21 protein-coding genes are annotated in these 24381 nt (G+C 44.5%); 16 read left to right on the top strand and 5 right to left on the bottom strand.

All coding sequences use genetic code 11. From position 1 onward, the window contains the following. The first annotated feature begins 49 nt into the window (after positions 1-49). The 8 genes from LO777_RS00935 (at position 50) to LO777_RS00900 (ending at position 11961) form a co-directional block, all read left to right on the top strand. Complete coding sequence (locus tag LO777_RS00935) at positions 50-1015, top strand: ABC transporter substrate-binding protein (protein WP_228855717.1); 966 nt, start codon at positions 50-52, stop codon at positions 1013-1015. Positions 1016-1146: 131 nt separating this feature from the next. Then, complete coding sequence (locus LO777_RS00930; RefSeq protein ID WP_228855716.1) at positions 1147-1482, top strand: hypothetical protein; 336 nt, start codon at positions 1147-1149, stop codon at positions 1480-1482. A gap of 161 nt (positions 1483-1643) precedes the next feature. Continuing rightward, positions 1644-4046: an ATP-binding protein gene (locus LO777_RS00925; RefSeq protein ID WP_228855715.1), complete on the top strand. Its 2403-nt coding sequence runs from the start codon at positions 1644-1646 to the stop codon at positions 4044-4046. Between the two features lie 3 nt (positions 4047-4049). Next, positions 4050-5390 carry a sigma-54-dependent transcriptional regulator gene (locus LO777_RS00920; RefSeq protein WP_228855714.1) on the top strand — a complete coding sequence of 447 codons (1341 nt, stop codon included), beginning with the start codon at positions 4050-4052 and terminating at the stop codon, positions 5388-5390. Between the two features lie 236 nt (positions 5391-5626). Further along, positions 5627-6568 (top strand): Bug family tripartite tricarboxylate transporter substrate binding protein, encoded by a 942-nt coding sequence (locus tag LO777_RS00915; RefSeq protein WP_228855713.1) that lies wholly within the window; start codon positions 5627-5629, stop codon positions 6566-6568. 6 nt (positions 6569-6574) lie between these two features. Next, on the top strand, positions 6575-7036 hold the full coding sequence (locus LO777_RS00910; protein ID WP_228855712.1) for a tripartite tricarboxylate transporter TctB family protein: 462 nt from the start codon (positions 6575-6577) through the stop codon (positions 7034-7036). 86 nt (positions 7037-7122) lie between these two features. After that, positions 7123-8625 carry a tripartite tricarboxylate transporter permease gene (locus tag LO777_RS00905; protein WP_228855711.1) on the top strand — a complete coding sequence of 501 codons (1503 nt, stop codon included), beginning with the start codon at positions 7123-7125 and terminating at the stop codon, positions 8623-8625. A 207-nt stretch (positions 8626-8832) separates the two neighbouring features. Continuing rightward, a complete protein-coding gene (locus LO777_RS00900; protein WP_228855710.1) occupies positions 8833-11961 on the top strand; it encodes a hypothetical protein in 3129 nt (1042 codons plus the stop codon). Positions 11962-12122: 161 nt separating this feature from the next. Here LO777_RS00900 and LO777_RS00895 read toward each other — a convergent pair whose 3' ends face one another. Continuing rightward, positions 12123-12278 (bottom strand): bacterioferritin-associated ferredoxin, encoded by a 156-nt coding sequence (locus tag LO777_RS00895; RefSeq protein WP_228855709.1) that lies wholly within the window; start codon positions 12276-12278, stop codon positions 12123-12125. 143 nt (positions 12279-12421) lie between these two features. Between LO777_RS00895 and LO777_RS00890 the strand changes: the two genes are divergently transcribed. Continuing rightward, positions 12422-13642 (top strand): NADP-dependent isocitrate dehydrogenase, encoded by a 1221-nt coding sequence (locus LO777_RS00890; RefSeq protein WP_228855708.1) that lies wholly within the window; start codon positions 12422-12424, stop codon positions 13640-13642. A gap of 66 nt (positions 13643-13708) precedes the next feature. On the opposite strand, the gene LO777_RS00885 is transcribed toward LO777_RS00890, so the two are convergent. From LO777_RS00885 to LO777_RS00870, 4 genes are all read right to left on the bottom strand, one after another. Then, positions 13709-16138: a cache domain-containing protein gene (locus LO777_RS00885; RefSeq protein WP_228855707.1), complete on the bottom strand. Its 2430-nt coding sequence runs from the start codon at positions 16136-16138 to the stop codon at positions 13709-13711. 202 nt (positions 16139-16340) lie between these two features. After that, entirely contained in the window at positions 16341-16622 is a 282-nt protein-coding gene (locus LO777_RS00880) for a hydrogenase maturation nickel metallochaperone HypA (protein WP_228855706.1), read from the bottom strand. 170 nt (positions 16623-16792) lie between these two features. Further along, positions 16793-17197 (bottom strand): iron-sulfur cluster assembly scaffold protein, encoded by a 405-nt coding sequence (locus tag LO777_RS00875; protein ID WP_228855705.1) that lies wholly within the window; start codon positions 17195-17197, stop codon positions 16793-16795. A 190-nt stretch (positions 17198-17387) separates the two neighbouring features. After that, the gene (locus LO777_RS00870) at positions 17388-18311 is read right to left on the bottom strand and encodes an IS1595 family transposase (RefSeq protein WP_407929093.1); all 924 of its coding nucleotides are present in this window, start codon (positions 18309-18311) and stop codon (positions 17388-17390) included. Positions 18312-18494: 183 nt separating this feature from the next. Between LO777_RS00870 and LO777_RS00865 the strand changes: the two genes are divergently transcribed. The 7 genes from LO777_RS00865 to LO777_RS00835 all read left to right on the top strand — a co-directional run bounded on the left by LO777_RS00865 (position 18495) and on the right by LO777_RS00835 (position 24213). Further along, positions 18495-18680, top strand: coding sequence for a hypothetical protein (locus LO777_RS00865; protein WP_228855704.1), 186 nt, complete (start codon positions 18495-18497; stop codon positions 18678-18680). A gap of 102 nt (positions 18681-18782) precedes the next feature. After that, positions 18783-19598: a ZIP family metal transporter gene (locus LO777_RS00860; RefSeq protein WP_228855703.1), complete on the top strand. Its 816-nt coding sequence runs from the start codon at positions 18783-18785 to the stop codon at positions 19596-19598. Positions 19599-19958: 360 nt separating this feature from the next. Continuing rightward, a complete protein-coding gene (locus tag LO777_RS00855; RefSeq protein ID WP_228855702.1) occupies positions 19959-20228 on the top strand; it encodes a hypothetical protein in 270 nt (89 codons plus the stop codon). Then, positions 20228-20404, top strand: a complete 177-nt coding sequence (locus LO777_RS00850; protein WP_228855701.1) for a hypothetical protein — start codon at positions 20228-20230, stop codon at positions 20402-20404. The genes LO777_RS00855 and LO777_RS00850 overlap by 1 nt, the downstream gene beginning before the upstream one ends. A 678-nt stretch (positions 20405-21082) precedes the next feature. Next, complete coding sequence (locus LO777_RS00845; RefSeq protein WP_228855700.1) at positions 21083-21817, top strand: PEP-CTERM sorting domain-containing protein; 735 nt, start codon at positions 21083-21085, stop codon at positions 21815-21817. A 450-nt stretch (positions 21818-22267) separates the two neighbouring features. Beyond that, positions 22268-23488 (top strand): tyrosine-type recombinase/integrase, encoded by a 1221-nt coding sequence (locus tag LO777_RS00840; protein ID WP_228855699.1) that lies wholly within the window; start codon positions 22268-22270, stop codon positions 23486-23488. Continuing rightward, entirely contained in the window at positions 23485-24213 is a 729-nt protein-coding gene (locus tag LO777_RS00835) for a hypothetical protein (RefSeq protein WP_228855698.1), read from the top strand. Before LO777_RS00840 ends, LO777_RS00835 begins: the two co-directional genes overlap by 4 nt. The last annotated feature ends 168 nt before the right edge of the window (positions 24214-24381 follow it).

Genomic DNA, 24381 nt, shown 5'->3' with positions numbered 1-24381 from the left:
TATAAAGTTTCTGATTGCATATGAAATCCGTATCAACAGCTGCACGCATATGACAAAACACCTAACTGATCCATACGAAAAATCCGGATATATGCTGCCCCGCGGTTACCTGTTTCTCCTTCTGCTTCTCTTCTCTCTTTTCCAGGCATATCCGGAATGTGCTTTTTCCCGGAAAGAGAACGACCTGTCAATTCCTGGAAAAAATGTTGAGAAACTGGCGATCATCACATCATTCCCACCGGAGTTCTATCAACCTTTCATCAATGTATTCAATGAACTCCACCCTCTGATTCAGATCAGCATACTCAATAAAAAAACAACTGCCGCCCTGGCAGAGATCCAACGGGGAAACCAGAGAAAATTTGATCTCTTCTGGTCCTCCTCAACAGATGCCTTTGAGGTCCTGCAGCAAACCGGCAGGTTACTGCAATCCGGTTTCCACCTTCAATATCCTTCCCTTAAAATCAACGGGTTGAATCTCCAGGATCATGATGGCTATTTTTACAGTTTTGCCCTCTCCGGAGTCGGTTATATGTGGAACAACAGGTTCTTGAAAGAAAATCAACTGCCGCCCCCCACCGGCTGGCACTCCCTCAGCGATCAAGTCTATTATGGTCAGGTTGCCATGTCTACACCTTCCCGTTCCGGCACAACTCACCTGATTGTCGAGAGTATTCTACAAAAGATGGGCTGGCAGCAGGGTTGGGCTTACCTGATCAAGGCATCCGGTAATTTTAATACCATAACTGCCCGAAGTTTCAGTGTTCCCGAAGGGATCGTCAACGGGCGATTCGGAATAGGGCTGGTCATTGACTTTCTTGCCCAGAGACAGAAAAGCCTTAACAGAGAAATCCAGTTCGAGTACGGGAAACCTGTTGTTCTTATTCCAGCCGGAATCGCACTTTTGAACGGAGCGGAAAATATCGCATCCGCTGAGCAGTTCCTTACCTTTGTTCTCTCACCCCCGGACAGAAAATCCTTCTCTCCCCGGCAATCGGTCGCCTGCCGGTCCTGAAAAATATCTACACAACTGAAAAATCACAGATACCGAGGCTTCTCAAGTATATAAACGGCAACAAAATCCAAGCCTATGACTCTAGGCTGTCGAGAAACAGATACCATCTGGTCAATCAACTTTTCGACCAGTTGATTACTTACAGATTACCGGAGCGAAGAAAAATCTGGAAAAAACTTATTGAACTGCAAAAAGATCCGGGAATTGAAAAACCATTAAAGACAAAACTCACACAAGAAATCATAACTCTTCTCTGTGCACTGCCGGTAACTGCGGAAGAATCCGTTGATACTGACCTGAATAACCTGTTGAATGGAAGCTCCCTCCATATCGGGGAGCGTAACAGCAGGAGAGAACTGCTGAAAAACTGGTCCGCTTTTGTTTCAGGACAACTACAAAAAGCGGAGAATCTGCTTGAAGACAGCAGAACAGGACAATCATCTTCCCGGGTCCGGATTGACAACTAGTGTCTGTCCATAAATGGCCTTTTTGCCCGATTTCTGCGTCGCTACGAAAAATAAAAATGCTCACATATGTCTAATATGCTGCACTTTTTATTTTTCTATGCTCCTTGAACTCGAACAAAAAATCTCATTTCTGGACAGACACCAACTAGCCGGAAGTTCAAATGAAAATTATTTCACTGAAAACCTTTCCTGCGACCATATGGACCAGACTGCTGCTGGCGTTTTCTACAATTGCGATGATTACGATAATCGTAGGAATACTGTCAATGCTTATCTTTAAACATTCGGAGAAACTCTTCCAGTCAATCGCCAAACAGCATGTTCAGGAAGTTATCCAGGTAACAGATTTCACTAAAATCGGCGGAGAAATCATTGCAGTGGCACCCCGCCTTCTCTCGGCACCCAACGACAGGGTCCGCACTGTTATCCAACGTGACATTCAAAGCCTGCTTTCACGGATCAACAACCAGATTGTCCTCCTCAATACGGCCTCAACCGGATTAAAAAAAGAATTAAGAAAACTCGCTTCCGAACTCAGAAAAAACCTGGAAGCTCTGCAGATATCGGTAACCAGCAAGCTGGAGCTGGAAAGAGAGCTGAATAAAAAAACTGAGCGATTGCGATGGCTTTATGCCGACCTCATAGATGAAGTAGATCCCCTGAACCAAGATTACAAATACAATTTTGACGCAGAACTGGAAAAACTGGTTGACGCTGTCAAAGAGAGGAAATCAAAAATTTCTCCTGACAGACTGCAGGCGAACAGGCATTCAAAAGAGACGATAGAAACAATCAGATCCAATGGTATTTTACTGATCAGCCTGATGATCCAGGTTTCAACCTCGAACGATTTCGACCAGATTAAAAATCTGACATCACTCTCCGGGGACGCTATTACTCTGCTGCGTTACGACATAAACAACCTGCCCGGTGACGCAAGTACACTTACCCTGAAACAGATTCTGGATGAAATTTTTTTCCTTGCGCAAGGCCCTCACTCGATTTTTTCCATACGTAACCGGATCCTGGGAGGCGGTATACAAAGTCGGAATATACTGGCAAAAAACAATTTTTTTATCAGCAAACTTAAAAATATCATCAACGAAATAATCAATTCCACCCAGCAGGAAACACTGGCCGCGATGAATCGTTCAAACCAAACAATGAAAAAGGCCGGATGGCTGCTGGCCGGTATGGTCTGTCTCAGTCTTCTTATTGCTGGATCCGTTCTCTGGTTCTATGTCAGAGGCAGCATTGTCGCCCGCCTGGCAACCCTTGGAAAAAGTATGGAAGCCATAGCCGAAGGTGATCTCACCTACGCAGTTCCTGAAGCTGGAAATGATGAAATCGGGCGGATGGCCGCAGCTCTGCGGATCTTCAGAGATACTGCTCTGACAGTGGAAGAGACAAACGCAAAGGCAATTATCGATAACGCTGCCGTTGGCCTGGTAATTGCCAATCCGGACGGGATCATTCATTTTTTTAATCCCATGGCGGTTTCTCTCTTTACGGTTGACGAAAAAGACATGATAGGCGGTTCTCTCTATACAATTGTTGACAAAAAAGACAGAGACAGTTTTATCACCTCATGCGATGCAATCCTGAGAAATAAAAAAGATTCCACAAGACAGTTTACCTTCACCGGTCAAAAAAGTGATGGCATGACATTCCCGATAGATATCTCCATCAGTAGAGTCCGGCAGAGAAAAAGAAGCAGACTGATGATCACCGTCCACGATGTAACTGAAAGAGAGCAGGCCCAGCAACTGCTCAAAAAACGAGTCAGGGAAAAAACGGATCATTTAAGCAGAATCAATATCAGGTTGCGACAGGAGATCCAGGAACGACGAAAAGTACAGAACGAACTGGTCCAGGCGGGAAAACTGGCCGCGCTGGGACAACTCTCCGCCGGAATTGCCCATGAAATGAATCAACCTCTTTCCGCAATGCGCTATTATCTACACAACGCAAAAAAATTACTGGAGAAAGGAGCTATTGACATTCATGAAAAAAACCTGGAAAAAATAGGCGAACTCATAGAGCGGATGGCCAAGATGATCTCCCATTTGAAAACTTTTTCCCGCTGGCGAACAAACAGACTCAAACCTGTTGATATCGCAACTGTCCTTGATAGAGCCCTGACACTCCTTACAGTCAAGATCGAAAATAATGGTGTAGACGTTATGAGAAAAACAGCTACTGACAGCATAGCTGTCTATGCTGATTCCATCCGGCTTGAACAGGTTTTTGTCAATGTCATCAGTAATGCCATCGATGCCGTCAGTAATAATGAACACGGGAAGAAAAAGATCATTATTGAGTTGACTGAAACCAGTGATTCAGTGGTTACAGGAATTATTGATAACGGCATGGGCATTGAACCGGAAAACATGCAAACCGTATTCGATCCGTTTTTTACAACCAAGGAAGCCGGCAAGGGACTTGGCCTCGGCCTGTCGATCTCTTATAACATCATTAAAGGATTCGGTGGTTCCATAGTGGCCAGCCAGGATGAAAACGGTTTCACAAGATTCTCCATTTCGCTCCAAAAAACCAGGATGTAAGAGATGATTCCAATAGGTGAAATTTTTTTTGTTGACGATGAAGAGGAAATCCTCCTTGCCTGCCGGCAGACATTTGAGCTGGAAGGATATTCGATCACCACTTTCAGCTCTGCTGAGAAAATCCTGCCTCTCCTTCATGAAGACTGGATGGGGACAGTTATCACCGACGTGAAGATGCCGGGGATGAGTGGTCTGCAATTGTTGAATGAGATCAAGAAAATTTCGGCCGATATTCCAGTTGTTATCCTTACCGGCCATGGCGATGTTCCCATGGCCATTGAGGCCATGCAGTCAGGTGCTTATGATTTTCTTGAAAAGCCGGCTCCTCCTGAGTACCTCCTGGATGTAGCCAGACGCTCTCTTGAAACAAGACGACTCGGCCTTGAAAATCGCTCACTCAAACATCGCCTGGAAACCGATTCAGACATAGAAACACGCATTATAGGTATTTCAGATGAAGTCCAGGAAATGCGCAGAATTCTCTTGTCTCTTGCCGTTATTGACGTCGATGTTCTTCTCATTGGAGAGACAGGAGCAGGCAAGGAACTGGCAGCAAATTGTCTCCACGATCTCGGGCACCGGCACACGGGAAGGTTTATTCCCTTGAACTGCGGTGCTATTCCGGCAAATCTTGTTGAGAGTGAACTTTTCGGACATGAAAAAGGAGCTTTTACTTCCGCCTCCAGACGGCGAATAGGAAAAATCGAACAGGCCCAGGGGGGGACTCTTTTTCTTGACGAAATTGAATCCATGCCTCTGGATATCCAAGTTAAACTTCTGCGAACCGTACAGGAAAGAGTTATCGAACGGGTTGGGGGAAACCTGACAATCCCGGTTGATTTCCGTATTATTGCCGCCTCAAAGGTGGACCTGAGAGAAGCAGTCAGAAAAGGTACCTTCAGGGAGGATCTCTTTTACAGATTGAATGTGGCCAGGATCACCATTCCACCGCTTCGCAGAAGGAAAAAAGACATAATGCTCATTCTCCAGTATTTCATCTCACAGACAGCTAAGCAATTCCAGAAGAAAGAGGTGCGGATTGATGCCGCCACCCGGGACAGGCTGGAACACTATTTCTGGCCCGGCAATGTCAGAGAACTGCGCAACGTCGCTCAGCAACTTGTCCTGGGTCTAGAGCTGGATCTTGCAGACCCCTCAGCTCATTCTATTGACCAGGTTCATTTTGATCTGGGTTTTGATCATCTTGTCCAGGAATACGAGAAGAAAATCATCAAGGAAGCGCTTGCCAGAAATGGAGGAAAAATAGAAAGAACAGCAAAAATGCTTGGCATTCCCCGCAAAAGACTCTATCTCCGCATGCAGAAGTTCAATCTGAAAAAATGACGGGTCAACAATGACTCATTAACGGTCATCCATGACCCGTCCACGGAAACCTCTATCTCCCCAACACTGTAAAATAATAAAAATCCCCTGTGATTCAAGGACGATAAATTCTCCTTTAAAAATGGCACAGTCCTTGCGGTCAACCCTGCCAGAATGTTCTTCAACCCGTTCTCCCTCTAATACCAGGGAGAAGAAAACGCCGCCAAGGCATCTAAAATATTCATTAGGAGAAAATTATGCGCAAACTTCTGACCCTTGTTTCTATTCTGTTCTTCGCCTTTTCCGGACTGGCCCAGGCCTCCTATCCATCCAAACCGATCAAAATTATCGTCCCCTCAAAGGCCGGAGGCTCTACCGACACCTCAGCCAGGCTGTTTGTGAAAACCGCCAAGAAATATCTGAAAGGTGCCGATTTTGTTATTAAGAACGTACCGGGATCCGGAGGAAAGAAAGGATTTGAGGAAATAGCCAGGGCAAAGGCTGACGGTTATACAATCGGTATGATGTTCACAACACAGATTGTTTCCCATATCGTCGCCAAACGTGCAAAATACACGCTCGACAGTTTTCATATTATTGCCAACATGATGCAGGACCCGCTTATCATTGCCGTTCCAAAGGACAGCCCGATAAAAAACCTTCAGGATTTTATCAAGGCCGCCAAGGCAGCAAATCTCACGGTAGCGGTCAACGGTATTGGTTCTGATGATTTTGTCGCCGCCAAGAAATTCGAAAACAAGACCGGGGCCAAGTTCAACCTCATGCCCACCAAAGGTTCCACTGAACAGAAATCACTCATTCTCGGTGGCCATATTGATGCCTCCTTCATGAACCTGACCCAGCTCCAGGCACAGCACAAGGCCGGAACCGCACGAATCATTGCGATAATGGACTCCAAGCGTTCCGACATTCTTCCCGATGTTCCAACCGCCAGAGAACAGGGTCTCGATGTGAGCATGACTGCCACCAGAGGTTTTGTCGCACCGGCAGGAATCAGCAAGGAAATTGCGGCTACACTGGACAAACTGCTCCAGGATGTCATGAACGATCCTGAATTTATTGCCAACTGTAAAAAAGATGTCATGATTCTCCTGCCGATGAAGGGAGAAGATTATCGTCAATACCTCGTGGATCTGCAGGCAGAAACCCAGAAATTCTATGACTCAACCCCCTGGTAAAAAACCATGACAAAACAAGCAACGGAACTTCTGCTTCTCAGTCTGTTTCTGGTTCTTTCCGTTCTGCTCTACAGGAGCACAGCAGCCTTTCCAGAAATGGTGCAGCATTCAACAGCTACATATATACGATTCCTCGCCATCTGTTTCGGTGGATTATGTCTTCTTGAAATTGTGCTGTGGCTGAAGAAAAAGAACACCTCAACACAAGAAAAAACCGACCGTCTGAACCTCACCGAAACACCTGTCAGGTTCTGGGGGCTTCTCATCCTGATGTTTGTTTACTCAATATTGCTGGAACCATTGGGTTTTTATATCGGTTCTTCGTTTTTTCTACCGGCTGCCATGTACCTTCTCGGTACACGCAAAACACCCCATATAATCTTTACCTCAGTGGGTGTGCTTGTCTTTGTCTATCTGGTGTTTGACAAACTCCTTGAAGTTCCGCTGCCGGAAAGTTCCCTGTTTTAAACCTGTACTGCGGAGCTGTGAAAGGCTCCGCAGTATGAATTGTGTTGGTAGACATCAATTACAACAGTCATTATCGAGGATAAAAAATGATTCTGGATGCGCTGCAAGCCCTGATGACCCCCGTGTCGCTGTTCGCCGTTTTCATCGGTACGATTTCCGGGGTTCTGGTCGGCGGAATGCCCGGCCTTACCGCCACCATGGCGGTCGCCCTTCTTATTCCTGTAACCTTTGTCCTTGAGCCGCTTACCGGCCTTATTCTGATGGGTGGTGTTTACTGCGGTGCCATGTATGGTGGATCAATTCCGGCTATTCTGCTGCGGACTCCCGGCACTCCCGCTGCCGTTGCCACTGCCATGGAAGGGTATCCCATGAGTCAGAAAGGCCGGGGCGGACTTGCCTTGAAGGTTTCAGTGATTTCCAGCTTTGTCGGCGGTGTCTTTTCCGTTTTCATCCTCCTTCTTGTGGCACCGATCCTGGCAATCTTCGCCCTTTCATTCGGCCCACCAGAATACTTTCTCCTCGCCATCCTGGGACTCGTCGGTATTGTCTCCATGGCCGATGATGAAAACCGCCTGGTGAAAGCGCTCATATCAGGCCTTCTTGGCCTTATCATTGCAGTAATCGGTACTGATCCTATTTCCGGTATGCTGCGTTACACCATGGACCTTACAGATCTCTATGACGGGGTTGCTTTCATGCCGGCCCTGATCGGTATGTTCTCCATATCTCAAATGCTTGAATTGACCGGAACAAAAAACATCGTTTCTGATACATCAACCCTGAAAAAAATAAAACGTGAACCGATGCCAAAGGGGTTGAAAAAATTTATCGGCCTTGGTTCTCTCACCGGAACAGTCGTGGGTATTCTCCCCGGAGAAGGGGCAACCATAGCAGCATTTCTCTCCTATAATTTTGCCAGAAGACTCTCTAAGACACCGGAACTCTTTGGCAAAGGAAATCCGGAAGGTATTGCGGCGGCAGAAGCGGGAAACAACGGCTGCGTCGGGGGGTCCCTTATCCCCACCCTGACTCTCGGCATACCAGGCAACAGCGTTGCTGCAGCTCTTCTCGGGGGTCTACTTGTCCACGGGTTAATTCCCGGCCCGGAACTGTTCACTAAATATGGCGTAATGACCTATGGTTTTATCCTGTCACTCTTCCTGGCCAATATCGTTTTCCTGGTTGTCGGTCTGTTTATGGCACCATATTTTGCCCGAATTTCCCTGACACCGACGGGACTGCTGATTCCTGTGGTCTGCCTGTTTTCCATTCTGGGCTCTTATGCGATGAACAACAGCATACTTGATATTTTTATTGCCCTGATCTGCGGAATTTCAGCAGTTATCCTTCATAAGACCGGATTTTCACTGGGAGCACTGATCCTGGGGCTGATCCTGGGACCCATTGCGGAATCAGGATTTGCCCAGGCACTCATCATGGGACATGGCAGCTATTCAATATTTTTCAATCGTCCCCAGGCAATAGCCCTGTGGTTTATTATTGTCCTGCTGCTCATTCCACCATTTATGCAGATAATCAAACAGCACAGAAAAAAAGAATCCATATCCCAAATCGAAACAGAAAAATAACGTATTCAAAAAAGCCTGAATCCACGGGCGCTCGTCTGATGCGGCCTGATTTTCCTCTCCTGCTCTTTCGAAAATGTTGTAATAGATTACATACCGTAATAATATGTCTCTTCAGCCTTATCAAAGGGGGACTGAACTGAGTCCCTCTCGAAACCTGTGCCGAATTGTGGGCACACATCAATGTGATCTTTACCGCATCCACCTGCCATGAAAAATAAACCCGCTTCCATCTTTTTTGATAAAAACGATTACCAGCTTCTGCAAATTGTACGAGATGTTTTAGAACAGGGAAACAAGTCTTCAGAACTGCGGGTACTTCTTGGTGAACATATGCATCCACAGGGTATTCAGGAAATGGCCGCTCCCCAGGGGTTGCGCATTGCGTATGCCATAGCCAGTCTGCTCGGTTCTTTTGAAAGCGGCAAGGCCAGTGATCGTATTAAAGCTCTACGCTCGCTGCGGGATGAGGTTCTCTTATCATCAACTTCCAGATACAAGTATAACACTGCCAGAGTTCTGATACAGATCATGAAAAACCTGCTTCGAAGTTCCGACAACGAACTTCAGCAACTGAAACTGGCTCATGATTTTCGTATGGTATCCACGGGGAACCCCCGGCTGGTAAGAGCAGAGCTTTCAAAATATCATCTACTGGAAATGCCCGAAGAGTGGAACCAGTATGCCTTTGATGATCGTGTACATGACGCCAACACCAAAGGACGCAAATCACCTACGCACCTGGTTATGGATGCCTGGATCAAAGGTATCAGGTTCCTTGAAGTTGTCTATTATAATTTTGTCAGTCCAGAAGTGGTCGAAGAGTTGATTGAGGCCAGCGCTATCCTCGATGTCAAAATTCAGGTGGGTATCGAAATGTCCTGTCGTTTCCGGGATAAGTATGTCCGTTTTACCTGGGAACCTCATGGGTTTAATGCGAACCGGGCTTCTCTGAAATTTTTAAAGCAGGATGCAGTAAAAAAACTGATGGAAGAAGGGCGTTCCGTTTCCAGGTATCAGCAAAAATACGTTTTTGAGGTTTTGGAAGTTTTTAATAACAGGCATCGCAAGTGGATAAATGATGAGTATAAAATTTCTTTTCCTGTGATGAAGAGTGCTGATTTTCTCGCCTTCGTCGGGGCAGGACAACCATCGATCCTGCATCTGGCACGATTTATTCAAAACACACTGTTTACATATCTCAAACAAACATCTTCCCCCGTCGATGCAAAACAGGGCAACGACAGAATAAAAGACCTTTGGGAACTGAATGTTGAGACAATTATTGAACAGTTTCTTCTGCCGGGACAAAATCCTGAACTACACGACCCGAACCGACCGCGTGAAAGCGAGGATCTTCCTGAATTACTCCGCTTAAAACCAAAAGCACTGTTGCGCAGACTGCAGGCTTTACATTCAAGTTCCAGATTTTCCCTCAACCTCGGAAATCTCTCAGCCCAGGATGTATTAGAACTTCTCTATACCTGCAAAGGAATGATTACCCATATTGAAGCTTACAATCTCAAAGATGCATCCCATGGCATGAGTTCAAATGTGATTATCGGCGAAAAAGGTGTGGCTGGTGAAGCTGTTGATCTCAAAAGTCCTGAACAGCATTATTCCATTATTAATGATCTCCAGACAGCCCTTAACGATGATAATGTAATCAGTTTGAAGAGATGTGTACGTGCCATTATCTGGGATTTTGAAGAACAGTGCCATAATCAGAAAGAATACATTGAGACCCTGCCTCCTGGAAAACCTGAAAAACAACAGGGTGAAGAGCAGCTGCAGAAGATGCTTAACCGGAAGCAACAACTGGTTGAGATACTGTACAACCTCGAGTCATTTCACAATTATTATTTGAAAAGAATGCTTGGCTCCCGAATCGGCTCCGGTTCAACGGGACAGGCAGAACATCAGCATGGCATGGGACTGGTAGTGGTTGATACCCTGCCTGCAGGATCTCGCCGTACTGTTAAAGAAGCTGTTGTCAGACAGGAACGGTCTTTTATACCCATCAGCGCCCTGCTCACCAGAAACTTCCATCGCCGATGTTATGACCGTTCCGGCATGACCGGAAAAAATAAATCATACAAGAAAATACCATTGATCAACAGATCTATTGACCAGCGCTGGCAGGACTGGCAACTTGACGGATTTCTTGTTCATCCTGGAACCCATGGTAATATCGCAACTCTCGGCGGTTTAGGGCGACCCGCTGGTGCCGGCAAAAAAACCGGGGAAGAAAAAAATGAAAAACGGGTTAGAGCTTCATTGAAATACCTGAACACCAACCTGAAGAACAGTCTTAAAGTAATTGTTGGATTTATTCCCGCTTTTCTCACTTTCAGCCTGACTAAAGACTGGTGGCTGCTTGCCTATTGCGGTGCTTTTATCTGGTTTGGCATAACCGGTACGCGAAATATCATTCAATCGGTTCTTGGCGGGGGCGGCATGAGACGCTCACCTCTTTTACCATGGAATTCACTGGTCAGCTGGAGCCGTATTGCCGATTCACTACTGTACACAGGTTTTTCTGTTCCGCTTCTTGACTACCTTGTGAAAACAATTCTGCTTAAAGAGACTATGGGAATAACTGTCGCCTCTGATCCGATTTTACTTTATTCGGTTATGGGACTTGCCAATGGTTTGTATATTTCCGGACATAATATTTTCCGCGGCTTGCCAAAAGCCGCCGCTGCCGGGAATTTTTTCCGTTCTATTCTGGCAATTCCACTTGCCGTTCTATTGAATATTCTTATTGGATTTGTTTTACAGTTTACCGGTATTCCAGATATATCGATGGTTTTGCAGAAATGGGCTGCAATTATTTCCAAATTTGCATCTGACTGCGTTGCAGCTGTTATTGAAGGGTTGGCAGACAGACAGGCAAATATTCAGGCAAGACTTGTGGCATACAGAAATAAAATTTCTCAGTTATTTGCGGTTTTTGCCAGGTTGGAGGTACATTTTCCGGAGGAAGATGTACTTGAAATGCTACAGTCACCTAAAATGACTATGGAAACATTGAACTATGAGGCGAGGGAACAGGAAAAATTTATTATCGTGAATGCTCTGGACCTGATGTATTTCTGGCTGTATCAACCGCGGGCCCATAAGGCTTTGACCATTATTTTCCAACAGATGACAGAAGAGGAATGGCTGATTTTTTATCGTTCACAGCTTGTCCTGAAAAGATACAGAGAGATAAGTCAGTTCTTTGTTGATGGTCTTGTTGGTAAAAATTTCTCCAAACCTCTCTCTTTCTACCTTGACAGATCCGAACAATACCTCCTGGATTTAAAGAAACTGGGTCAAACCAGAAAATGGGTTTAAAAAGGGCACGATCACACCTGTCCGACTCTGCGACCACTGCGACCGTGCGATGATGCTGTATCCCTGACCATTTACCGAACAATTGATTGAAGTCCAGAGATGTTTTGGATCCCTTCTCTTTTCATGACATTGCTCACAACACGGTGAACATCGGCAAGACATCATTTACCCGAGGGATTCCTGGTATGACACTGACAGGCTCCATCTTTTTTTTCCCGCACGATTCGTTCCTGAATCATAGATCTGCCGTTTTTAATCACATCTTCTTCAATATCTTTCACCGAATAATTAAAACAATAACAAATAAGCTTACTCATATCTTTCACCAAGTATACCAGAACGGGGAATTTCTCTGCAGAAAACCGCAGATGATCCAGAAGAGCTTTAAGGTAGCCTTAAAACTATAAGTAATTTATAATACAGTATTTGAAAAAAACCTCTTCAAAAGAGAAAGGAAAAAATGAAAAAAATACAAGTTAAAAATCCTGTCGTTGAACTCGACGGCGATGAAATGACCAGAATCATATGGAAATTTATAAAAGAAAAACTGATTCTTCCTTATCTCGACATGGATCTGAAATACTACGATCTTTCCATCCAAAAAAGAGATGAAACCGAAGACCACATCACGGTGGAGGCGGCTGAAGCCATCAACCGCTACAGGGTCGGTATTAAATGCGCGACCATCACCCCCGATGAGGCGCGGGTCAAAGAATTCAACCTGAAACAGATGTGGCGTTCGCCTAATGGTACCATCCGTAATATCATCGGTGGCACAGTCTTCAGGCAACCGATTCTCTGCAGCAATGTCCCACGACTTGTCCCGGGATGGACAAAACCGATCGTCATCGGCCGTCATGCCTTTGGGGATCAGTATAGGGCCACGGACTTTCTCGTCCCGGGAGCTGGCAAGCTCATCATGAGATTTGAACCTGCAGATGGCGGTGAAACCATTGAACATGAGGTATTTGACTTTCCCGATTCAGGTTGCGCCATGGGTATGTACAATCTTGACGCCTCTATCCGCGGTTTTGCCCGCTCCTGCATGAATTACGGGCTGAATCTTGGCTGGCCGGTCTATCTCTCCACCAAAAATACCATTCTCAAACAGTATGACGGTCGGTTCAAGGATATCTTTCAGAATGTTTTTGACCAGGAATTCAAAGATAAATTTGCAGAGGCGGGAATCACCTACGAACACCGGCTCATTGATGATATGGTGGCGTCAGCTCTGAAATGGGAAGGCGGTTTCGTCTGGGCCTGTAAAAACTACGATGGAGATGTCCAGTCGGATACGGTCGCCCAGGGTTTCGGCTCCCTTGGGCTGATGACATCGGTTCTCATGACTGAAGACGGTGGCACAGTTGAAGCTGAGGCCGCCCACGGCACAGTAACACGTCATTACCGTGAACATCAGAAAGGCAATAAAACCTCGACAAACCCGATAGCATCAATTTTCGCCTGGACCCGCGGTCTCTGGTATCGAGGAAAATTTGACGAAAACCTGGAACTTATGAACTTTGCCGAGACCCTGGAAAAAGTCTGTGTGGATACGGTGGAATCAGGTTATATGACCAAGGATCTTGCTCTGCTCATCGGTGCGGAACAGACATTTCTTACTACTGAAGAATTCCTGGAAAAACTTGATGAAAACCTCAAAAAAACGTTAAAAAGATACTAACCCACATAATTCCCCCTGCCAACACCAGCAGAAGAACTGGTACGGCAGGGATTTCCAGTCATTTTCTCAATCAAGTACCTTCCGGATCAATGCGGCAATATCCTTTTTGGAAAGAGGTTTCAGGGCAAACTCTCTGATGCCCAGAGACTTTGCCTTGGCTTCTGAAACTACAGTTGAATAACCGGTACAGAGTATTATAGGAATATCCGGACGTATCAGCATCATCTTTCTCGCCAGCTCTGTTCCTGTCATGCCCGGCATCGTCTGGTCAGTAATAACAACATCAAACTGCTCCGGCTCGTTTTGAAACGTTTCAAGAGCCGTCAGGCTGTCCGTCCTTACCGTCACCTGATAACCGAGCCGTTCAAGGATGTCCCTGCCCATTTCTGCCAGAATTTCCTCATCATCAATAAACAGGATCCTTTCACTACCGACAGACAGTAATTGCGCTAAATGTTCATCGTCAGGCACTTCTTTATTGGCTATCGGAAAAAAGACATGGACAGCAGTGCCTTTTCCGAGTTCACTCTCTATTGAAATAAATCCTCCATAACTCTTTATAATACCGTGAACAATGGCAAGCCCCATTCCAGTTCCCTTGCCCTGTTCCTTGGTTGTAAAGTATGGATCAAATATTCTATCTTTAATTTCAGGGGAAATCCCCGACCCCGTATCCCTGACGGTCAATTGTACGTATTCTCTTGATTTCCCAGGTAATTCATGTTGTTCAACCGTTTTTTCATCGACAACCGTTTCCCGCAGGAAAATGTCAAGGGTACCACCGGCTTCCTCCATGGCATGAAAAGCATTGGTACAGAGATTCATTATGATCTGATGGACCCTGGTGGGATCAACGAAAATCGTCTCGGTACCGGAGTCGATCTCACTGTTTATTGTAATTGTTGAAGGCAGCGACGGCCGCAACATCTTAATCACTTCATTGACAATGGTTGCGGGCTGCACATGTATGCATTGCGTATCAGCCTGACGGCTGAAAGAGAGAATCTGCTGCACAAGTTCTTTTGCCCGAAGTCCTGCATCCAGTACTTTTTCAAGATCCCTTGCCACCGACGAATCAGGCGGGCTGTCATCCTTTGCCATTTCAGCATAGCCCAGGATTGCTGCAAGTATGTTATTGAAATCATGAGCTATACCGCCAGCAAGTGTACCAATCGCCTCCATCTTCTGTGCCTGTTGCAACTGTTTCTGCAACCTCTCAAGAGATTCCGCTGATCGTTTTCGTTCATCAACCATGGTGTTTGCAGAACGGGCCAGTTGTTTGAATTCGGAAAAATATACTGATTTATCGCTTATCCTGGCGGATTCAGTAACAGCCTGTTCAAAAAAATAGGTGAAAACTGAAATATTTTTAGCAATTTTCCTGGAAATAAACCTGGATATGAAACTGATACAGATGAGAGAAATAATGAGAATTCCAAGAATAGTCAGTATGCTTGTTCTGATTTTTCTACCAAGAATCTTCTGTCTCTCAGCAATAACATCATTAATCGAATCCACATAAAGCCCTGCACCCACCATCCAGTTCCAGTCTTTTACTGCTTTGGCATAAGCTATCTTGGGGGCGGGTTTCCCGGTTGACGGCCTGATTGTGCCCACGTAGTTCAGATATCCACCATCGTTCTTCTGACTTATCTCAATGAGTTTTCTGACCACATACTGGCCACTTGAATCCCTGAAATTCCAGCGATTTATTCCAATGTTTTTCTGTTTAAAATGTGCCAGAGTATTTGCCTGAAAGTCATAGACGAAGATATAACCGTCGCGACCGAAACGGATTTTATTAATCCATTCCAGGACCTCTTTTTGAATATTATTCGTATAATCCTCAAGGTACTCACCTGTTCCAATCCACCAGCCAAACGGTTTAAAGACCTTGCTGAAACCAATTTTTTCTGACATGGAATCCCGTTTGTCCGGTTTGTACCAGTACCAGCGAAGAAATCCTTCCCCCTTTTCTTTCAGCAGACGGACGAACCTTCGGATATTATAATCTCCCTTGCTGTCTTTCAGGTTCCACAAATTCCGTCCTTCCCATTTTGAAAATGTCGGAAGAAGGACATTGTTGCCCTCCATGTCATAAATAAAGAAATACCCGCGATTTTGATTAAATCTGAGAGGACGCAGTGCCTCCTTGATAATCGTTTTTATTTCTTCATCACTTTTATCGTTGTGGTGAGTTTTATAAAGATTTTCGGCGATGGCAACGGCCTCATAGACACGGGCCCTGATATTCCTCTTCAACTTTTCTTCTGTTGTTGCCCGTTGAAAATTCACATAATTCAGGACACGATGAACTTCATCCTTGATTGCCTTTTTCTGGGTTGAATAATATTGATTTCTTATACTGGAAAGCTCATCATTGAATTTTTTATATTCCTGAAAAATCCAGAATGAACCGACCATCAGTACGGAAAGAACCGACACCAGAATCATGCTCCAATTGAGAGCATTCTGCAGGCTTTTCATTGGCTTCATATCAACCTGACTCTGCAAAGAAGAAAAAGAATGGCCGTACACTGTTCTGCCTGCCCATTTCAGGACAACCCCAGAACACTTTTTATTGTACTTCAAGAAGGAATAACTTTACAAGGGGAGGAAGCAGAAGGAGAGCATGACAGATGGCCATAAATTTTCTATTGCGTTACGGCCATCCCGAAGACAACTTCACTCAAAAAAGTCATGGCAGTGTATAACCAACGCCTGCAAACTGTACATTTTCAGCAGTGGGGTTCATAGGTGCAACAGCGTGAACGCCGCCACACTCCCCACATTTGCCCACGTACGTTTCCAAAACAAACACCGCGCCACAACCCTGACATTCTGTTTCAATCGGACCTCTGCTGATCGGCTGGTCCCTGACTGTACCGCCATGGGCATTATACACAAATTCTACAAGTTCTTTTCCCTTGGAAAAGGGACCACCACCACTGCTGCTGCAACCACAACCACATCCGGACATGTTTTTCTCCTGGCAAATTCATTTATCTCCCATGAATATCTGTTGTTCCATGGTTCTTTCCAGGATGATAATACTGCAGACAGTCCATGGTTAAAATGACATAGGTCAATTTCCGTAACTTGTCACAGGGCAGGCAATTTCGTTATATCAATCATCATGTTTGTAACAGGTTACAAATTCCCGGCTTTTCTCTTTTCCTCATAATCAGAAAGTGCCAGATAGAATGCACCTGTGGCCAGCTCCGCGCAATGATAATGATCTTCCGGGAGAGTTTGTAAGAAATCAATAACATCCTCAGGTTTTACCTGCCAGCAATCTTCTGTCTTTTTGCCTTCGACAAGAACCGCCAGCCCATTACAGCAGGCATTTGTATGAATACAACCATCAAGCTGAAAATTGAGCGAGATGATCGTATCGTTTTCAATGGCGAGATATATGGTAATAGTGTCACCACAGTCACCAGTCTTTCTGCCATATCCGTCAGGATTATTGAGAGGTTTTCTTCGCTCCCAGAGGTACGCCATCTCAAGAAACGTCTCGGAATGATCATTCCAGAAATCAAATTTTTCAGTCATCATCTCCTCCACAGGAATCAGGGAGTGCGCGGCACAGTTATTCATATGGTAACGATTGTATAATGCAAGGTCAATTACACTTTTCTTATAAGTTCCTCAAAAACTGTCCTGTATTATTTCCCACTCTTGAAATTTGTAGGAACTGGGTATCCGTTTTAGTCCAGTTGGTACAACATATGGTATATTGGGCTTAGGAAACAATATCTTGCCGAAATGTCGGCTCAGTTGAGACAGCTTGTTGCATAAGCCTGTAAAATAACTTGCCTCTATGAGTAGACAATCGACGATTGAATCTGAAAGCATACTCATCCAAGTATTCAGACAGATGCTTCTGGGAAACAGCGCCTTGATGAGTTCCCATAAGCCACCTTTTTATCAACGAGACAACCAAGTGAACATGAGGAAGCAAGGTGGAAGCTGATTCATCACTCTGAGATATATTGTGAACAACATGCTGATAATTTTCTTTCCTCAAAGGCGCATAGCCAAGCCATCCATCGGTGATTACGCAACTGCCCGGAGTAATGTTCTCCTTGATAAACGGGATCAAACTATCTGCCGAAGCATCGGGTATGACCTTGAATCGTATTCTACCGAGTTTCTTTTCCTCCAGCTCTACTCCAATAGCAACGAGGGTTTTAGTTTCTGTTTCGCGGCCTTTAGTATCATTCTCGGCACCGCCTATAAATGTTTCGTCTACCTCTACAGCACCTATAAGCCGATCACGGCCAGGGCGAATCATGGCGTGTCGAAGTTTATGCAGCCAAGTCCATGCTGTCTCATATCGCTTGAATCCCATAGTATGCTGCAAATTCTTTGCGCTGGCGCCCGTCTTTTGCGACATCATCCACCACATAACGTGGAACCAGAGTCGAAGGGGCTTGCGAGTTCCCTGGAAAATAGTTCCAGCGGTGATCGAGGTTTGAAGTCCACAGCTCGCGCAGACCATCAGCGGGCGTTTATTGGTTTTCCGCCAGTAGTTGCTGCTACAACAACGCGGGCAAGTAAAACCGTTGGCCCAGCGAATTTTCGAAATATAGTCGTAACAATCTTGCTCAGTTGCAAACCTGACAATAAATTGCTCAAAGTCTTCCGGGTAATCTTCTTGCTCCAATTAATATCCTCCTCCAAAATGTTCATTGAGGATATACTACATGTTGTGGTTACTGGAGGCAAGCGGATACCCAGTTTGTAGGAAATTTGTAAGATCTTCCGGTTATTATGAAAAAAATTGCTCTCAAATAATCAGTCGTCACAACACAACTTAAGAGTGCCTTAATTCATCAGGTGATACTTTATGACACCGGACCAGCAGCAGGACCTTCTTGTAGAATGGAATCTTTATGAATCCCGGCAAAAAAAAGCAATATTGTCAGAATACAGAAAAACCCATTCCGGCAAAAGCAACCGGAATGAATTGCTCTTTTTTTTAAAAAAAAAGCTGGAAATAGAAGGGTATTGGGAGAAAATCGGTTTGAACTGAAAAAAGTGTTCATACCCGCTCATACGGTTTGAATACTGAAGGAGGCATCTGGTATGATAAACAGCATGTGATATCCAATTATTGACATGGAGGCCTATAAAAATGTCGGAATACATGCTGCAGTTCAACCCTGTTGTCCAAGCTCTGCTTGCAACACTTTTCACCTGGGGTGTGACCGCCGCTGGTGCGGCCCTGGTTTTCCTGACCAGAACGGTTAATGCCAAGCTGATGGATTCGATGCTCGGTTTTGCAGCTGGGGTCATGATTGCCGCAAGCTTCTGGTCCCTGCTTGCTCCCGGTATCGAGATGGCGGAAGAGCTGGGCCATACACCCTGGCTGACAGCCACCATCGGTTTTATGGGCGGAGGTATTTTCATGCGGTTGACCGACAAATTTCTCCCCCATCTTCACCCCGGACTCAGTACAGACAAAACTGAAGGCATTAAAACATCATGGCAGCGAAGTACACTGCTGGTGCTGGCCATCACCCTGCACAATATTCCGGAAGGACTGGCTGTCGGTGTGGCCTTTGGAGCTGTCGCCGCTGGACTCCCTTCCGCAACACTGGGTGGCGCCATTGCCCTTGCCATCGGGATCGGTATCCAGAATTTTCCGGAAGGAACTGCAGTGGCTCTGCCCCTGAGAAGAGAGGGAATGAGCAAAACAAAAAGTTTCATGCTGGGCCAGGCTTCCGGTATTGTGGAACCCGTCGCCGGAGTCATTGGTGCCCTCTTTGTCATGAAAATGCAGAATATCCTCCCCTATGCCCTCTGCTTTGCCGCCGGAGCAATGATTTTTGTTGTTGTGGAAGAACTTATCCCCGAATCCCAGAGAAATTACGCTAATATCGATATTGTGACCATGGCAACAATGACCGGATTTGCCACTATGATGATTCTGGATGTTGCCCTGGGTTGAAAATTAATTTCCTGCCTGATTAATGCTGTTAATATGAATCCTCAATCCTGCACTTCAGAAAATGAGAAGAAATCTCTTTATTGTGAATCAGGATGTTATTGAAATATGATCACCTTAATCAATCATGATACTGACTCCATAAGGTATTATCGACTCTGCCGGGCATGCCTCCCTGATGTTGAATGGTCTGGAAAAGGAATTAAACCGGTCAGTGATAATTTCCTTGTCATATAGAGTCTGTCCATAAGTGAGATATTTACAAATAACAGGGGAAACAACAGAAATAACTTGTGTATATGCTTGTGTATGCATATACTAATTTAAAAGACAGGAATAAATCAAAACTTATGGGATAAATATATGCAAATCACAGAAAACTTAGTTCGAAAACAATATCTTATTGCCCCACGCCAAATTAACAAACTCAAAGATCTGGCTGAAAAACAAAATACTTCAGCTGCCGAAATTGTACGCATGGCCATAGATGCCTTTGACCCTGATGTTCCAGCAGATCTTAATGAATCAGAATTATTTGATCTGGTATCCACAAGAGTTAAAGAAGCAATAGCGGACACCGTAAAAACACGTGAACGCTTACATAACACATTAGCATTACTGGGAGAGAAATAATGGCAGGCTGGAAAGAGTTGTTAATTGATGTATTAAAACTCACCGATGAAACCAAACGCTTAAATCAAGACATAGATAAACTGCAATCCCATGTAGTCGATGTTGACAAAAGAGTTGTGCGTTTAGAAACCTTAATTGAAATAACCAAATACAACACCCCGCAAATTGACGGTTAAATAGGAAGAACACGCAAAACGATGAAAAAATCAACTGAAAACTACCCAGCCCTGCCTTTACCCATAACCATCTTCCTACCTGACAGTTGCCGTAAATTTTTTCAGAGCTCCCAATAAATAATTTCCTTAAAACAGGAAACAGTTTTTCTTTTTTCCGGAATATCGATTAATTATAATTTGTAATGCTTTTTTATCTTTCTCCCGAGCCAGAAAAACTCTAACCTGCATTTCTTATCAGTTCAGGTGGCGTCAGCTTAAAAATTCTCGGCAGTAAATTATAGTGACCTCTATTTACTGCCGAAATACTGCAGCAAATGGCGTAGCCTGGACTGACCTTGGGTGAACATTGTGTAAATTTTGTTCAATCATTGAGAGTTGGCTCATTGTTTGTATTCTACAGATATTCTCAAAATTGACACAATGTTCATGAAAAATGCGGGCTAAAGAAACAGAATTTTGCCATAACACTCTACACCGGTTCTTACAGGTATATTTTTTGCATGCCAATGGCAAACATTAACAGGCTGAATAGTATTTCAGTTATTCAAATTACAAGGACGAACACATGTTAATACAAAAGAAAATAAAAATAATTATCGTCGTAACTGCACTACTGTTACCGGGAACAGTGCTTTCTGTCTTTGCTCTACCCTATACATTTGACACCGGTTCTGAAGGATGGCAACAGTCCTACGTGGGACGACCAGCCGGGGCCCTGGTTATGATACGCTTTTCCCATCGAGTGCGGCCGACTGGCGGGCAACCAGCGGTAATCCCGCAGGCAACATCTACCAGAAAGCTAATGGAACCGACCAGCGTGCATACTGGATGGGAAACATAAGCGACAACACATTGGGCGACCTTACTGGAATGCGGCTGCAGACAGATATCTTCAGCACCAACAATTGGAAGACACTGGCGAATGGTTCCTATGGGGATGATGGAAATGTGTATGCCCGATGGGTCATAGCAAATAATATTGGCGATACTGACAATGACGGATTTGACGAATACAATATGTTTGTCTCAAAACGGTCCTCAAGTATTAATATCAATCTTCTCCAGGGCTGGGAAACCCACTCCGTATTATTAAAGGAAGATAATTTTCTCCGCTGGCCGAATTATGATGCCAATAACCAGAGTTTTTCTGATGTACTTGCGGACTATACAAGCATCGGCCTCTATCTCTTCAGCGGTACCGACACAATCAGCAATATTAACGGAAGCACAGGAACCTGGGAAAACAACCAACTGCTCCATTATGGAGCCTTCTCGAACAATAATGAGGAGGCCCTGTGGGCGTTAGATAATTTTCAGGCAAAACAGGTACCCGAACCGGCCACACTCCTTCTCTTCGGGGCAGGTCTTGCCGTACTTGCCAACCGTCGAATTCGCGCCGGGAAAAATGTGTAAACCAGGATTGATGATCCCGTAAAAAGTCGTTCAACGTTCCCAGATGGACTCTGGAAAAACTTCGATATACAAGGTGTGGCGGTGTCGTGTAAGCGCAGGCGTACATATGGTACGTCGAGCATTACACGATCACCCCACAACGCAGTAGATCGGAGTTTTTACGAGTCCATCAGGATTTAATCAGCAATAAACACAAATGGGGCCGCATATTTTGATATGCGACCCCATTTTTTATTACTGGTACGCCCGGCAGGATTCGAACCTGCGACCTACGGATTAGAAGTCCGTGGGCTAAATTATTGATAAAAGTATATATAGATTTATACGCATTGATTTTACGTGCTTTTAAAGGTGGTTATATGGTACAATGACCTCATGGACATTGATAGATTTTGATACATTTCATCTGACCGGCATCTGACCGTTTACTATCTACATGAGGGCATGCCAATGATAAAGAATAAAATTAACTTCACTGATACCAAACTCCGCAAGCTCAACCATGATGGTAGCACCAAGCGTCTATATTTCTATGATGCTGGTCAACCTGCGCTATCTCTCTGCATCACACCTGCTGGTACAAAATCCTTCCAGTTTCAAGCATGGGATAGAGCCAGAGGAAAATCTGTTACGAAGTCCATAGGTAAATACCCATCAGTAGCTATTAATCATGCCAGACAATTGGCAGCCAATTTACTAACAGAAGTCAACAAAGGTGTTGATGTCATAGAAGCTGCGAAAGCCATAAAAAATGAAGACACCCTCGCTGTTATCTTTTCCCGCTGGCTTGACGTGTACGCAAAACCTCACAAGAAGTCATGGGATGAAGACAAAAGGCGCTATACACTCTACATAGACAAACCATTAGGCAGCAAACCTATCTCGTGGTTTTCACCTAACAAGATCAGAAAATGGCACTCTGATATTACAAAACTTCCTAAACAACGAGGAACAGGCACAATAACAGGTACAACCGCCAACCGCGCTCTTGCTTTGCTCTCAACTATTTTTAGCCAAATGGCCCCAGAAAGGCCTAATCCCTGTAAAAGTGTAAAAAAATTCAGGGAGCAGAGTAGAGACAGATTCTTACAACCTTCCGAGTTACAGCGATTTTTTGATGGCCTCGCAAAACCTGAAACACCGCCCACCCTTCGTGATTACCTCCTACTGTCAATCTACACCGGAGCACGCAGAAACAACGTTATGCAGATGAAATGGGTGGATATTGACTTTGATCAGCACCTATGGAGAATACCGGCATCTCAAAGTAAAAATGCCGAAGTTATGATAGTGCCTCTGGTCGCACCTGCGATACAGATACTTAAGACTAGGAAAGCTAAAACAAGCTCTGTTTTTGTTTTTGATAGCTCTCGAAGTAAGAGCGGCCATATTGAAGAACCAAAAAGGGCCTGGAAATCGCTCCTTAAAAGGGCTAATCTCTCGGATGTTCGTATACATGATCTCCGTCGAACAATGGGTAGCTACCAAACCATGACAGGCGCTTCTTCAACAGTAGTGGGTAAGACCCTTGGCCATAAAAGCCAGTCAGCAACAGCAGTTTATGCAAGGCTAAACCTTGATCCTGTTCGTTCAAGCATGGAGGCAGCAGTGGAGATGATGGAAGCATCCAGAGAGTTGCGTGAAAAAGTAGTTAATATAAAGGAAAAATGATGGATAAGCCCGTGTTCGAATATTATCAAATTGAAGAAGTTGCTAAAAAAGCAAATCTCTCAACAAGAGATTTATTTGAGTACTGCAGACAAGATAGTTTAAACATTCAAATACAGTGGGGTAAGGCACGAAGGCTGCAAAGAAATCAGAAGTGTCAATATGAGGAAGAGTGGAGACCTTTAGAAATATACTACGACCTACCTATAATCAGACCAAAATCTCCTTGCGAAAATTGCCAATATCTCACTAACAAAGATGCAAGCACTTGTTTTTTTAATTATGAACAGGAGTATTTGGAACAATTCACCCATGAAGAAATAGCTGAACTTGGGAGCATAGATATTAATAACAGTAGGTTATGGGTCCATAAGGATGATTTAAAAAACTTTTTATCAGCGCAAACAAATACTCTTGAAGAGACTATTACGGTTGATGTAACTGACAAAACGGCTGGCATTCCGAAACTAGACTCATCTAACATTAATGACGAGGAATTTACGGAGTCCGAAAGGAAAAAATACCTCAAAATCATAGGAGCCCTGATAGCAATAAATTATGATGCAGAACATTACAATCTACCTAGTGGCCCTAATGCCTCACAGATAACAGAAACAATACATTCAAAACTAAAAGTCAAAGACTTCAATATTAACGGCATTGGGGAAAGAACAATTCGTGATATAATAAAAAAAGCCTGGACAGCTATCCAAGAGAACAAGGTCTAGCCCCCATACTTTCTTACTGTTTTCCCCTCCTCATCTCTCCGCAAAATAATGGCATTACCAATTTTTTTTGGCATTGCCAATTCTTTTTGGCAAACGACCATTTTTTCAGAATTAACAGACTACACTTGCCTTCATAAATGTGCACAAAAATATCATCACAGAAGGCTT

It is taken from the genome of Desulfomarina profundi (assembly GCF_019703855.1).
Classification (GTDB): Bacteria; Desulfobacterota; Desulfobulbia; order Desulfobulbales; family Desulfocapsaceae; genus Desulfomarina; species Desulfomarina profundi.
This window is presented reverse-complemented; position numbering and strand designations above follow the sequence as displayed.

Excerpts from the sequence above, each read along its gene's own strand:
- LO777_RS00935 (WP_228855717.1), top strand. The coding sequence starts at position 50 with ATGACAAAACACCTAACTGATCCATACGAAAAATCCGGATATATGCTG.
- LO777_RS00925 (WP_228855715.1), top strand. The coding sequence starts at position 1,644 with ATGAAAATTATTTCACTGAAAACCTTTCCTGCGACCATATGGACCAGA.
- LO777_RS00920 (WP_228855714.1), top strand. The coding sequence starts at position 4,050 with ATGATTCCAATAGGTGAAATTTTTTTTGTTGACGATGAAGAGGAAATC.
- LO777_RS00915 (WP_228855713.1), top strand. The coding sequence starts at position 5,627 with ATGCGCAAACTTCTGACCCTTGTTTCTATTCTGTTCTTCGCCTTTTCC.
- LO777_RS00910 (WP_228855712.1), top strand. The coding sequence starts at position 6,575 with ATGACAAAACAAGCAACGGAACTTCTGCTTCTCAGTCTGTTTCTGGTT.
- LO777_RS00905 (WP_228855711.1), top strand. The coding sequence starts at position 7,123 with ATGATTCTGGATGCGCTGCAAGCCCTGATGACCCCCGTGTCGCTGTTC.
- LO777_RS00900 (WP_228855710.1), top strand. The coding sequence starts at position 8,833 with ATGAAAAATAAACCCGCTTCCATCTTTTTTGATAAAAACGATTACCAG.
- LO777_RS00895 (WP_228855709.1), bottom strand. The coding sequence starts at position 12,278 with ATGAGTAAGCTTATTTGTTATTGTTTTAATTATTCGGTGAAAGATATT.
- LO777_RS00890 (WP_228855708.1), top strand. The coding sequence starts at position 12,422 with ATGAAAAAAATACAAGTTAAAAATCCTGTCGTTGAACTCGACGGCGAT.
- LO777_RS00885 (WP_228855707.1), bottom strand. The coding sequence starts at position 16,138 with ATGAAGCCAATGAAAAGCCTGCAGAATGCTCTCAATTGGAGCATGATT.
- LO777_RS00880 (WP_228855706.1), bottom strand. The coding sequence starts at position 16,622 with ATGTCCGGATGTGGTTGTGGTTGCAGCAGCAGTGGTGGTGGTCCCTTT.
- LO777_RS00875 (WP_228855705.1), bottom strand. The coding sequence starts at position 17,197 with ATGACTGAAAAATTTGATTTCTGGAATGATCATTCCGAGACGTTTCTT.
- LO777_RS00865 (WP_228855704.1), top strand. The coding sequence starts at position 18,495 with ATGACACCGGACCAGCAGCAGGACCTTCTTGTAGAATGGAATCTTTAT.
- LO777_RS00860 (WP_228855703.1), top strand. The coding sequence starts at position 18,783 with ATGTCGGAATACATGCTGCAGTTCAACCCTGTTGTCCAAGCTCTGCTT.
- LO777_RS00855 (WP_228855702.1), top strand. The coding sequence starts at position 19,959 with ATGCAAATCACAGAAAACTTAGTTCGAAAACAATATCTTATTGCCCCA.
- LO777_RS00850 (WP_228855701.1), top strand. The coding sequence starts at position 20,228 with ATGGCAGGCTGGAAAGAGTTGTTAATTGATGTATTAAAACTCACCGAT.
- LO777_RS00845 (WP_228855700.1), top strand. The coding sequence starts at position 21,083 with ATGGCAACAGTCCTACGTGGGACGACCAGCCGGGGCCCTGGTTATGAT.
- LO777_RS00840 (WP_228855699.1), top strand. The coding sequence starts at position 22,268 with ATGATAAAGAATAAAATTAACTTCACTGATACCAAACTCCGCAAGCTC.
- LO777_RS00835 (WP_228855698.1), top strand. The coding sequence starts at position 23,485 with ATGATGGATAAGCCCGTGTTCGAATATTATCAAATTGAAGAAGTTGCT.